The following is a 12,336-nucleotide window of genomic DNA, read 5'->3' on the forward strand; positions in this document are numbered from 1 at the left end:
CCCATGACCCGCACCCCTCTGTCCACCTCGCTCGAGCCGTACGAGGTCTGGTTCGTCACCGGCAGCCAGAACCTCTATGGCGAGGAGACGCTGCGGCAGGTCGCCGACCAGTCCCGCGGCGTCGTCGCCGAGCTCGAGGGCAACGTGCCCGTGAAGGTGGTCTGGAAGCCCGTCCTGAAGGATGCCGACAGCATCCGCCGTCTCGCCCTCGAGGCGAACGCCGACGACAGCGTCATCGGTCTCATCGCGTGGATGCACACCTTCAGCCCCGCGAAGATGTGGATCGGCGGGCTCGACGCTCTGCAGAAGCCGCTCCTGCACCTGCACACGCAGGCGAACGTCGAGCTGCCGTGGGCCGACATCGACTTCGACTTCATGAACCTCAACCAGGCGGCGCACGGCGACCGCGAGTTCGGGTACATCCAGACCCGCCTCGGCGTCGCGCGCAAGACGGTCGTGGGGCACGCCTCCGACGCCCGTGTGCGCGGCGAGATCGCGTCGTGGCAGCGCGCCGCCGCGGGCTGGGCCGCCTCGCGGAGCCTCAAGCTCGCGCGCTTCGGCGACAACATGCGCTACGTCGCCGTGACCGAGGGCGACAAGACCGAGGCCGAGCTGCGCTTCGGCGTGCAGGTCAACACGTGGGGCGTCAACGAGCTGGCGGATGCCGTGGCCGCGGTGTCCGCGTCCGACATCGACGCGCTCGTGGCCCTGTATGAAGAGGAGTACGACGTCGTGCCCGAGCTGCGCGCCGGGGGCGAGCGCCACGAGTCGCTCCGCGACGGCGCCGCGATCGAGCTCGGTCTGCGATCGTTCCTCGAGGAGGGCGGCTTCGGCGCCTTCACGACGAGCTTCGAGGACCTCGGCGCACTGAAGCAGCTGCCGGGCCTGGCGGTGCAGCGACTGATGGCCGAGGGTTACGGCTTCGGCGCCGAGGGCGACTGGAAGACCGCCATCCTCGTGCGTATCGCGAACGTCATGGGCGCGGGCCTGCCCGGCGGGGCCAGCCTCATGGAGGACTACACCTACGACCTCGTGCCCGGCAACGAAAGGATCCTCGGTGCGCACATGCTCGAGGTGTCGCCGTCGCTGTCGTCGGCGAAGGCGCGGCTCGAGATCCACCCGCTCGGCATCGGCGGCAAGGACGACCCCGTGCGCCTCGTGTTCACCGCCGACCCCGGCCCGGCCGTCGTCGTCGCCATGAGCGACATGCGCGACCGTTTCCGCCTCGTCGCCAACGTCGTCGAGAACGTCGAGGCTCCGGATCTCCCCAAGCTCCCGGTCGGTCGCGCGATCTGGAAGCCGCAGCCGGACTTCGCCACGAGTGCGGCGGCGTGGCTGACCGCCGGCGCCGCGCACCACACCGTCATGACGACGGCGGTCGGAATCGAGGTCTTCCGCGACTTCGCGGAGATCGCGAAGACCGAGCTGCTGGTGATCGACGACGACACGACGCTGCGGGACTTCCAGCGCGAAGTGCGCTGGAACCAGGCCTACTACCGCCTGGCGCAGGGGCTCTAAGTCGCGCGCAGCGCGCCGACGGGGTCGTCGAGGAGGGTCGTGAAGGCCGCCTCGGCGGCCCCGATCAGCAGGCGGTTCTCGCCCAGAGCGGCCGGGCGGATCTCCACCTCCTCCGCCGCGGCGGGCATCGCCTGATCGCGCACCGCGTCCAGCAGCTGATCGGTGGCGCCCTCGCCGAGGGTCGCGATCGTGGCGAGGAACCCACCGAGCACGATCAGCCTCGGGTTCAGGACGTTGACGGCGTTGGCGAGGGCCGTCGCCAGGATGCGCCGCTGCCGGGCGATCTCCGCCGCGGCATCCGGCACGTCCCTCTCGGTGAGCGCGGCCGCGAGCGTCGGGTCGTCGGCGACGGTGAGCCGGGCGACGGCGAGCAGCCGAGCGCGGCTGACCTCGTCCTCGAGCACGCCGTCATCGGCGCGGCGGTCGGCGGTCGAGGGGATGCCGGGGCGGTTCTGCCCGAATTCTCCGGCGTACCCCGACAGCCCCGACAGCAGGGTGCCGCCGACGATGACCCCGCCGCCGATGCCGCTCGCGCCGCCGTTGAGGTAGACGAGGTCGTCGATGCCGCGGCCGGCGCCGAAGAGGTGCTCTGCGATGGCTCCGAGGGAGGCGTCGTTGCCGACGGCCACCGGCAGCCCCGTGGCGCTCTCCGCGAGCTCCCGCAGCGCGACATCGCGCCACCCCAGGTGCGGCGCGATGCGCACGGCGCCGTCGCTGGCGCGCACGAGGCCGGGCACGGCAAGACCCACCCCGATCGGCCGCGCCTCGCGCAGCTCGTCGGTGCGCCACTGGGCCATCGTGTCGACGACCATCCCGACCGCCTCTTCGGGCCTGAGCAGATGGTCGACCTCCACACGTCGTCGAACCACGACGGTGCCGTCGAGGCGCACGGCGCCCAGTGTGATCGCATCGACCTCGGGGTTTGCGGCGATCGCCACGATCGCAGGATCGGCCGCGACGACGGGAGAGGGCCGGCCGGCGCGCGTCGCGGGTGCGGGCGGGAGCTCGGCCACGACCCCCAGCGACACCAGCTCTGCGACGAGGTCGGCGATGGTCGACCGGTTGAGTCCCGTGGCCGCGGTGAGGCGGGCACGGGACTGCGGGCCCTCGAGGTGCACGATGCGCAGGAGCCGCGCGAGGTTCGTACGGCGCACGTCCTCGAACGTCCTCGCGCGATCGGTCACAGCCCCAGCGTAGGGGGTCGCGTGCGCGGTGCGCATGAGATAGGTTGTCACTACCAACTTTTCCGTTCATCGAGGAGCAGGACAATGCCCACACCCACCCCCGCCGACAAGTTCACCTTCGGCCTCTGGACCGTCGGCTACACCGGTGCCGACCCCTTCGGCGGCCCCACCCGGCCCGCACTCGACGTGGTGCACACCGTCGAGAAGCTCGCCGAGCTCGGCGCGTACGGCGTGACCTTCCACGACGACGACCTCTTCGCCTTCGGCTCGACCGACGCCGAGCGCCAGACGCAGATCGACCGCCTGAAGGGCGCGCTCGCCGACACCGGCCTCGCGGTCCCGATGGTGACCACCAACCTCTTCACCGCCCCCGTGTTCAAGGACGGCGGCTTCACCTCCAACGACCGCGGCGTGCGCCGGTTCGCGCTGCGCAAGGTGATCCGCAACATCGACCTGGCCGCCGAGCTCGGCGCCAAGACGTACGTCATGTGGGGCGGCCGCGAGGGCGCCGAGTATGACTCCGCGAAGGACATCCGTGCCGCGCTCGAGCGCTACCGCGAGGCCGTCAACCTGCTCGGCGACTACGTCACCGACAAGGGCTACGACATCCGCTTCGCCATCGAGCCCAAGCCCAACGAGCCGCGCGGCGACATCCTGCTGCCGACCCTGGGCCACGCCCTCGCGTTCATCAACTCCCTCGAGCGCCCCGAGCTCGTGGGCCTGAACCCCGAGGTCGGCCACGAGCAGATGGCGGGCCTGAACTTCGCCGCCGGCATCGCCCAGGCGCTGTACCACGGCAAGCTCTACCACATCGACCTCAACGGCCAGCGCGGCATCAAGTACGACCAGGACCTCGTGTTCGGTCACGGCGACCTGCACAACGCCTTCGCGCTCGTCGACCTGCTCGAGAACGGCGGACCCGGGGGCATCCCCGCGTACGACGGACCGCGTCACTTCGACTACAAGCCGAGCCGCACCGAGGACGAGACCGGGGTCTGGGCCTCCGCCTCGGCGAACATGCGCACCTACCTGCTGCTCAAGGAGCGCGCGGCGGCCTTCCGCGCCGACCCCGAGGTGCAGGAGGCCCTCGAGGCCGCGCGCGTCGCGGAGCTGTCGGTGCCGACGCTGAGCGAGGGCGAGTCGTACGACGACCTGCTCGCCGACCGCGCCGCGTTCGAGGAGTTCGACACCGGTGCGTACCTCGGCGGCAAGGGCTTCGGATTCGTTCGCCTGCAGCAGCTCGCCACCGAGCACCTGCTCGGCGCACGCTGAACGGCCTCGGCGTCATGACTCTGGTGGCGGGGGTCGATTCGTCGACCCAATCGTGCAAGGTCGTGGTCGTGGATGCCGAGACGGGGCGGGTGGTGCGCGAGGGGCGTGCCACCCACCCCGCCGGCACCGAGGTGCCTCCCGCCGCGTGGTGGGACGCCCTGACGGCGGCGATCGCGGACGCCGGCGGTCTCGCCGACGTGGCCGCGGTCTCGGTCGGCGGTCAGCAGCACGGCATGGTCGCCCTGGATGCCGAGGGCCGCGTCATCCGCGATGCCCTGCTCTGGAACGACACCCGCTCTGCCCAGGCGGCGCGGGATCTCATCGCGGAGGTCGGCGCGGAGGAGTACGCGCGCCGCACGGGCGTCGTGCCCGTCGCGTCGTTCACCGCGACGAAGCTGCGCTGGCTGCGCGATGCTGAGCCCGAGAACGCCGCGCGCGTGGCCGCGGTCGCGCTGCCGCACGATTGGCTCACATGGCGCCTGCGGGGTTTCGGCCCCGCCGATGAGTCCCCTCTGGGTCCCGTGCTCGAGGAGCTCACGACCGACCGGTCCGACGCCAGCGGCACGGCCTACTGGGGCGCCTCGGGCTACGACGTCGACCTCTTCGTGCGCGCTCTCGGGCACGACGCGGTGCGCCCGCGCGTGCTGGGGCCCGGCGAGTCCGCCGGACGCACCCCCGAGGGTGTCCTCGTCGGCCCGGGCGCCGGCGACAACGCCGGGGCGGCGCTCGGCCTGGGTGCCGGCGAAGGTGACGTCGTCGTCTCGATCGGCACGTCGGGAACCGTCTTCGCCGTGACCGCCGATCCCGTGGCCGACGCCTCGGGCACCGTCGCCGGGTTCGCGGATGCCGCGGGAGGGTTCCTCCCGCTCATCGCGACCCTCAACGCCGCGCGCGTGCTCGACGCCGTCGCGGGGCTTCTCGGAGTCGACCACGACGAGCTCGGGCGCCTCGCGCTCGAGGCGGATGCCGAGGCATCCGTGCCCGTGCTCGTGCCCTATTTCGAGGGCGAGCGCACGCCGAACCTGCCCGAGGCGACCGCGACGCTGGCCGGCCTGACGCTCGCGTCGACGACGCGCCCGGCCGTCGCGCGCGCCGCGATCGAGGGGATGCTCTGCGGTCTCGCCGACGGCCTCGACGCCATCCGCGCACTGGGCGTGCAGGCACGCCGCGTCATGCTCGTCGGCGGCGCCGCCCGCAACCCCGCAGTCTCGGCCATCGCGGCGCAGGTGTTCGATGTGCCGATCGTCGTCCCCGAGCCCGGGGAGTACGTCGCGCTCGGTGCCGCCGCGCAGGCGGCCTGGGTGCACACGGGTGAGCGGCCGGGCTGGTCGCCCGAGTCGAGCGGCGAGTACGCATCCGACACGCGGCCGGTCATCCGCGCGCGATACCGGGTTGTTGCGGCAGGATACGACGAGTGATCGATGAACCTCGCCGCCCTGCGTCCGGAACCCAGCACATCCTCCGATCGGGCAATTACACCGCCGTCATCGCGAGCGTCGGCGCCTCGCTGCGCTGCCTCACGATCGAGGAGGAGGGCGGACCTCGCGATCTCGTGGTGCCGTTCGAGGCCGACGAGGTGCGCCCCGCCTATCGCGGCACGACCCTCGTGCCCTGGCCGAATCGGGTGGTGGACGGTCGATACCGCTTCGACGGCGTCGACTACGAGCTCGCGCTCACGGAGCCCTCGCGGGGCCACGCGCTGCACGGTCTCGGCGCGTGGCTCGACTACGACGCCATCGACAAGGGTGCCGACCACGTCACGCTCCAGGCGGAGATCGAGCCGCAGAGCGCCTACCCGTGGCGTCTGTCCATCGAGACCACGTTCCGGCTCGGCCCCGACGGTCTGACCCAGACGGTGCGGGCGACCAACCTCGCGTCGTCGCGGGCGCCCTACGGCACCGGTCCGCACCCGTACCTCGTCGCCGGAGCGGGGAAGGTCGACGACTGGATCCTCGAGCTGCCCGCGGACGAGGTCCTCACCGTGACCGAGGACCGCCTGATACCCGTCGCACTGGAGCCCGTCGACGCGTCGGACCCCCGCCGGTTCGACTACCGGACTCCCCGCCCGATCGCGGACGCCAGGATCGACCACGCGTACACGGGTCTGCACACGAGCGACGACGGCTCGGTGACCGTGACCGTGACGGATGCCGCAGGAAGCGGCGCGGGAATCGTGTGGGACGGCGCCTGCAGCTGGGTTCAGATCCACACGGCCGACCGTCCCGGGGAGCCCGCGGATCGCACAGGTCTGGCCGTCGAGCCCATGACGTGCCCGCCCGACGCATTCAACAGTGAGAAAGCTCTCATAGTGCTTGACCCGGGAGCCTCGGCGGAGGCTGAATGGACCATCTTCGCGATCGCGCGGAAGGCAGCCTGAGCTTTTGGCGTGTCCCCCGAAAAGGGGACACGCCAGTGTGCCCCGTGTGATCTAAACTATTCACAGCCCCTCCTGTTGGCGGCCGGAACGTCGTCCCCAGCGACGTGCACATCGATACCCCAAGCGGTGTTGCGCCCGGCCAGGGAGGATGCAGGGCCCCCTCGAGTCGTCCAGTCCCCAATGGGCCACCCGAGGGGGCCAATTCATGTCTCCGGCAGGCCGCCTCGGCTGTCCCGACGCGCTGTGTGTCGATAGCGTGGGACGGGTGACAGATCCTCTCGACCTCCAGTCGCTCGCCGTCGACATCGCCCGTGAGGCGGGTGCGCTCGCGGCTCGGCGCCGATCGGAGGGCGTCGCCATCGCCGCGACGAAGTCGACGCTCGCCGACATCGTCACCGAGGCCGACCGCGAGGTCGAGCAGTACATCCGCGGCCGCCTGCAGGCGGAGCGACCGGACGACGGCTTCCTGGGAGAGGAATCCGGCGCCGCCGAGAGCGGGTCCGGGCTGACGTGGGTCGTCGACCCGATCGACGGCACCGTCAACTACGCCTACGGCATCCCCGCCTATGCGGTGTCGATCGCCGCCGTGACGGGCGAGCCCGACCCCGCGCGCTGGGAGGCCCAGGCCGGGGCCGTCTTCAATCCCGCGACGGGCGAGATGTTCCGCGCCGCGCTCCATCACGGGGCGTGGATGAACGATCGACGGATCGAGGTGAGCGGCTCGCCCTCGCCAGCGGGGGCGCTGATCGCCACCGGCTTCTCCTACGACCCCGACCGGCGTACCAGCCAGCTGGCCATGCTCGCGCACGTGATGCCGCTCGCCCGCGATATCCGCCGCATCGGGGCGGGCTCGCTCGACCTCGCCTCGGTCGCCGCCGGCCGTGTCGACGCCTACTACGAGCGGGGACTATGGCCCTGGGATCTCGCGGCCGGGGCGTTGCTGGTGCGGGAGGCAGGGGGTCGCGTCGCCGGCGCGGGGGGTGCTCCGCTCGGTCGCGAGACGATGCTGGCGGGATCCGGGGAGTTCTTCGATCGCCTCGACGCGGTGCTCGCCCCGCTCGTGCGTGCGGAGTGACCGCACATGGCTTTCCCAGGTCGAAACGGCTAGTGTTTACCTATTCGTTATCTCCGCTTCGACGGCGAGATCGATAGCCCCCCGAAGAAACCGCGTCTTCCGACGCGCAGTCGAACGAGAGCTCTACCGCTTGCATTCCGAAGCCCCCCGGACGGATGCCGGCCTCACCCGCCGTGCTCGCCGTGCAGAAGCCGCTGCTCGATCGGCGACGCCTGCGAACGCGGGGGAGGGTGTACGCCAGCCGCATCGTTCGGCTCGTCTGGATGCCCCGTCGATGGTCATGCCGGAAGGCGTGGTCGAGGTAGGCCCGCTGGCTCCCGCCGGCCCGGCGCCGTCGCCCGCCGTCGCGCCCGCCGTCAGCGGGATCCCGACCTCCCGCCGCGCCGCGCGAACGGCCGCCACCGCCCCGCTCGCCACTCCCTCCCTCGTGACGGAGGAGGCGCGCGAGGCCGAGTCGCCGGCGACGGCGTCACCGGCGGCATCCGCGTTCGTGGCCGATCCGTTCGAGGCCGCGGCGCGCGTCTTCTCCTTCACGGGCGAGACGCCCGTCGTGAAGACGAAGGACAGCCCCGGCGAGAGCGCGCTACCCGTGGACGCCATGCCCGCAGAGCGGCGACGCTTGCCGCTGAAGCGGCTGACCGCGGCATCCTTCTCCGTCGGCGTCATGGGTGTCGTCGGACTCATGACACTGTCGATGGGTGCGCCCGCCGAGGCCGTCGCGGCCGCGACGAAGGCCGAGGCCGTCACGAGCATCGAGGCCCCGGCCGAGACCGGGGGCGACGGCGCGGCGACCGAGATCCAGGCGTACACCGCTCCCGACACAGCCGACACCGACCTCAGCCGGGACGAGAAGTACACGACGACGACGTTCTCCGAGATCGCGGCCGCGACGGGCATCACCCGCCACACCAACTTCTTCGTCAACGACCCGGCCGCCCCCATCCAGTGGCCCTTCGCCGCGGGAGTGCCCATCTCGGACGGCTACGGCCCGCGCTGGGGATCGTTCCACTACGGCCTCGACTTCACGCCCGGCGAGGGCGCGCACATCCAGTCGGTGGCGGCGGGTACCGTGCGCGTGGCGAGCGAGAGCGGCGGCGCGTTCGGCGTGCACGTCATCATCGATCACGAGATCGACGGCGAGGTCTTCTCGACGCACTACGCGCACATGCAGTACGGCTCGCTGCAGGTCAAAGCGGGAGACGTCGTCCCCGTCGGCACGTTCCTCGGCCTCACCGGCAACACGGGCCTGTCGTACGGCGCGCACCTGCACTTCGAGGTGTTCGTGGGCAACCAGCGCATCGACCCGCTTGCCTGGCTGCGCGAGCACGCCGGCGGCTGACACGATTCTCGGCGGATGCCGTCGCTCTGGTATTCTCTTCTGGTTGCCTGCATGCAGGCAGCACGCCCCGATAGCTCAGTGGCAGAGCACTTCCATGGTAAGGAAGGGGTCGTCAGTTCAATCCTGACTCGGGGCTCGCAGCATCCGGTTTCGAACGTCGGGTGCGGTGCGGCAGGGTAGCTCAGTTGGTGAGAGCGCACGACTCATAATCGTGAGGTCGCGGGTTCAAGCCCCGCTCCTGCTACAGACATGAAACCCCCGCAAATGCGGGGGTTTCGTTGTGTTCGGCTGGGCTCTGCTGAACCCCGTCGACGTAGTGGGGCACGTCCTGCGCAGTGGGGCAGGTTATGTCGTGCCCCGCTGCGCAGAACCTGCCCCGCGCGGAAGCCCATGGGGCGCGCGAGGAGGTGAGGGGGCCCGGGCAGGCCCCCTCACCATCGTTCAGCCGTTGACGCGGCCCGTGATCGCCAGGTCGGTCATTTCGACCGTCGCGGTGTGGACGGGGGAGTACGGATACACGCGGATCCGCACCTCCTTGCCCTCCAGGCCGAGCCCGGTGGCGCTGAACGGAGTCAGCCTCGGGCGCTGCGTGGGCAGCGACTGCGTCAACACGGTCTTCGCGACGCCGTCGACCACCGCGACGACAACAAGGCCGCGCGGCTGCGCGTCTCCGCCGCGCGTGGCCTTGAACTGGATCGACTCGACCCTCACAGTCGACGACGGCGTGGATGCCGTGAGCACCGTCTCCACGTAGGCGGCGTCGGTGCGGGGCGACGTCGTCGAGGGGTTCGTCTGGAGCACCTTGCGCCCGTAGGCCGGCGAGAAGTCGGCGAACGTGGGCGCCGTGCGGAAGCCGACTCCGGTGACGGGCGACACCGTGACCCCCGAACCGGTCGTGGTGGGCGCCGCGCTCGTGAGTGAGAACGACGCGAGGGTCTGCGTCGCACCGGGCTTCGGTGCCATGGGCGCCGTAGGGGCCGGCGTCGGCGCGGGCGCGGGAGTCGGTGTCACGACCGGGGCGGGCCCGACCTGACGGGCGTCGGCGGGCTTGGTCGAGGCGTACAGGTTGCGGATCGCCTGGACCGCCGGCTTCTCTCGCGTGATCGTGCCCTGCGAGTCGTTCGCGAAGATGCCGAAGTGGGCTTCGAAGCGGTCGGAGGACTTGCGGGAGGGAATGTCCTCGTCGGCGTAGACGAAGGCGTGGGTGATCCACGGAACCTCGTCGCGCAGAAACGACAGGACGCTCGTGATCCGCGTGGCCTGGCCGGCTTCGCTCTGCGCCGCCCGTCCAGCGGCGGCAGAGCCGTTGCCCTTCGCGCCGGGCACGGTGGTCGTGCCGAACTCGGTCAGCCACACCATCGCGGGCCAGTGCCCGTGCTGCTTCATCAGGCTTTCGAGGAAGTCGTACTTGGAGCGATCGCCCTGCGGGTCGTAATTGTGGAAGCTGACGCCATCGGAGGCCTTCGCATAGCCGGCCTTGTAGACATCCTGCAACCAGGTCTTCCAGTTGGATGCGTAGACGTTCTCGCTCGCGCCGATGATCTTGAAGCCGGGGTCGACGGCCTTGAGCTTGGGGTAGGCGTTCTTCGCCGCGGCCGCGTAGTCGGCTCCGGAGACCAGGCCGTTGCTCTCATTGGGGTGCTCGAACACGACGTCGTCGGGGGTGAGGCCGTGCTTCGTCTTGACGTAGTGGGCGAGGTCGCGCACGAAGTCGCCGTACCGGGCCTGCTCGGCCGCGTTCAGCGGCACCTTCTTGTTGTAGACCGCGCCTCGGAACGATGCCCGCAGGAGCACCTTCATGCCGGCCTGGCGGATGGGACCGAGATACTCGTCGACGTTCTTGCGCCAGTCGCCGTCGCCGTTGAAGCCCACTCGAGCCCACACCGTGCCGGGCGACATCTCGGACAGCGTGCGATAGTGCGCGGGTGACACGGGACCGGACAGCGCCTTGCCGTTCAGGGAGAACCCGAGGTCGGGGAGGGTCGAGGCCGTCGACGCCACGGCGGGGGCTGCCGGTTGCAGTGCCGAGCTGGCGGTCGGTGCGGTGAGCACCCCGGCGGTCAGTGCGAGCGAGGCGCCGGTGGCGAGGGCGGCGCCCATGGTTCTGGACAGAAGAGGGGGGATCTTCATGGGGGGAGCGAGTCTCCAGTGATGAATGTGACACCCGAACCGATCGGGGCACAGGCTAGCGGGGGAAGATGACGGGCGTGTGTCGCACGCAAAGAGAATTGCGTCGCCGGCGTCCGGCGTCCATCCTGTGCGCCGTCAGCGGCGCGGGCTCCGATGAGCCGGGGATTCGCCCGCAACCCACCCACGTGTCACCCGAGCTCAGCGGCCCCGCGGCGGCGGTCACCGTACCGCCTCCCCGCCACGGCCGGCCAGTCGGACTCCGCGAACGGGCGCAACACGCTCACGAGCAGCAGCTTCCGCCCAGGTCGGTCGAGCACACGCCGGTCGCCGGCAGGGTCAGGCTGACCCGTGCCGCGGACTCGGTATTGCCCGCAAGCCACGCCGCCACCGATCGGACCTGCTCCTACCCCGTCGCGAGGAGGAACGTCGGCGCCCGCCCGTAGCTCTTCATTCCGACGAGGAAGAAGCCGTCCTCGGGATGCTGGAGCTCCCGGAATCCGTGGGGCTCCACGGTGCCGCACGTGTGCACGTTCGGGTCGATCAGCGGCGCGAGCCGCCGCGGCGCCTCGACGATGTCGACGAGGTCGATGACCCCCTCGGCGACGAGCGCCTCGACCCGCCCGCCGAGCTGTGCACGCTCGACGAGCTCGTCGTCGGATGACGAGGTGACGCGCACGGCGCGGGAGTTGCGCACCAGCCACGTGACGCGCGTGCCCGGTTCGCTGCGGGCGAGGTCCGCCAGGGCGAGGAGGGTGTTCGCCGCAGAGTGCCCGGCGCCCACGACGACGGTGTGCGCGCCTGCGAACCGAACGCGGTCGCGGCCCGACACGTCGGGGAGGGCGTGGGTGACGGATGCCGCGGCATCCTGCCAGCCGAGGGGATCGAGTCCGCCGAAGCCGAGAGGATTGGGGGAGGAATAGGTGCCCGACGCGTCGATCACGGCGCGGGCGCTGGCCTCGCGCACGGTGCCGTCCGCGTCGCGCAGGCGCAGGGCGAAGGGTGTTGCGGACCGCCCCGCGCTGCGCGTGCGGTCCATCCCCTCTCGCGTGACCGCCTCGACCGTCGCGCCGGTGCGCACGACCGAGCGGATCGCGTCGAGGCGCGAGAGCGGGTCGAGGTAGAGGTCGACGAGCTCTGCACCCGAAGGGACCGCGTCTTCGGCGGGCATCGTCCAGCCCGATGCCTCGAGCAGCCGTCGCGCGGCGGGGTCCACGAGGTGTCGCCAGGGCGAGAACAGGCGCGTGTGGCCCCATGCGCGCACGGCGGCGGCGACGGCTGCGCCCTTCTCGAGCACGACCACGTCGAGGCCGCGCTCGATCAGGTGGGCGGCGGCGGCGAGGCCGACGGGTCCCGCTCCGATGACGGCGGCGGGCAGCGCCGTGAGGCGGTCCCGGGCGGTGGGGCGGGGGGACAGACCGATGAGTGTCACTCGAACAACCTG

The 12,336-nt window shown here is 71.2% G+C and carries 8 protein-coding genes, 2 tRNA genes and 1 pseudogene; 8 read left to right on the forward strand and 3 right to left on the reverse strand.

Translation table 11 applies throughout. The annotated features are described in order from the left end of the window. Positions 1 to 3: 3 nt before the first annotated feature. Positions 4 to 1,518: an L-arabinose isomerase gene (gene araA, locus RYJ27_RS02740; RefSeq protein ID WP_330171236.1), complete on the forward strand. Its 1,515-nt coding sequence runs from the start codon at positions 4 to 6 to the stop codon at positions 1,516 to 1,518. Here the strand turns inward: araA and RYJ27_RS02745 are convergent. Further along, positions 1,515 to 2,702 (reverse strand): ROK family protein, encoded by a 1,188-nt coding sequence (locus RYJ27_RS02745; protein ID WP_330171237.1) that lies wholly within the window; start codon positions 2,700 to 2,702, stop codon positions 1,515 to 1,517. The genes araA and RYJ27_RS02745 overlap by 4 nt on opposite strands. Positions 2,703 to 2,786: 84 nt before the next feature. On the opposite strand from RYJ27_RS02745, the gene xylA reads away from it, so the two are divergent. From xylA to RYJ27_RS02780, 7 genes are all read left to right on the forward strand, one after another. Beyond that, complete coding sequence (xylA, locus tag RYJ27_RS02750; RefSeq protein WP_330171238.1) at positions 2,787 to 3,974, forward strand: xylose isomerase; 1,188 nt, start codon at positions 2,787 to 2,789, stop codon at positions 3,972 to 3,974. Positions 3,975 to 3,988: 14 nt separating this feature from the next. Continuing rightward, the gene (locus tag RYJ27_RS02755) at positions 3,989 to 5,392 is read left to right on the forward strand and encodes a xylulokinase (protein ID WP_330171239.1); all 1,404 of its coding nucleotides are present in this window, start codon (positions 3,989 to 3,991) and stop codon (positions 5,390 to 5,392) included. Beyond that, positions 5,389 to 6,351, forward strand: coding sequence for an aldose 1-epimerase family protein (locus RYJ27_RS02760; RefSeq protein ID WP_330171240.1), 963 nt, complete (start codon positions 5,389 to 5,391; stop codon positions 6,349 to 6,351). Before RYJ27_RS02755 ends, RYJ27_RS02760 begins: the two co-directional genes overlap by 4 nt. Before the next feature lie 265 nt (positions 6,352 to 6,616). Then, complete coding sequence (locus RYJ27_RS02765) at positions 6,617 to 7,426, forward strand: inositol monophosphatase family protein (RefSeq protein ID WP_330171241.1); 810 nt, start codon at positions 6,617 to 6,619, stop codon at positions 7,424 to 7,426. 274 nt (positions 7,427 to 7,700) lie between these two features. Next, on the forward strand, positions 7,701 to 8,765 hold the full coding sequence (locus RYJ27_RS02770; protein ID WP_330171242.1) for a M23 family metallopeptidase: 1,065 nt from the start codon (positions 7,701 to 7,703) through the stop codon (positions 8,763 to 8,765). A 64-nt stretch (positions 8,766 to 8,829) separates the two neighbouring features. Next, positions 8,830 to 8,901, forward strand: a tRNA-Thr gene (locus RYJ27_RS02775). Between the two features lie 34 nt (positions 8,902 to 8,935). Then, positions 8,936 to 9,009: transfer RNA gene (locus RYJ27_RS02780), tRNA-Met, on the forward strand. Positions 9,010 to 9,206: 197 nt separating this feature from the next. Here the strand turns inward: RYJ27_RS02780 and RYJ27_RS02785 are convergent. Both RYJ27_RS02785 and RYJ27_RS02790 read right to left on the reverse strand, forming a co-directional pair. Further along, positions 9,207 to 10,895 carry a glycosyl hydrolase gene (locus tag RYJ27_RS02785; RefSeq protein WP_330171243.1) on the reverse strand — a complete coding sequence of 563 codons (1,689 nt, stop codon included), beginning with the start codon at positions 10,893 to 10,895 and terminating at the stop codon, positions 9,207 to 9,209. A 280-nt stretch (positions 10,896 to 11,175) separates the two neighbouring features. Further along, positions 11,176 to 12,324 (reverse strand): annotated as a pseudogene (locus tag RYJ27_RS02790) (FAD-dependent oxidoreductase). Positions 12,325 to 12,336 lie beyond the last annotated feature (12 nt).

Origin of the sequence: Microbacterium limosum (genome assembly GCF_036324365.1) — a bacterium.
GTDB classification, from domain to species: domain Bacteria; phylum Actinomycetota; class Actinomycetes; order Actinomycetales; family Microbacteriaceae; genus Microbacterium; species Microbacterium limosum.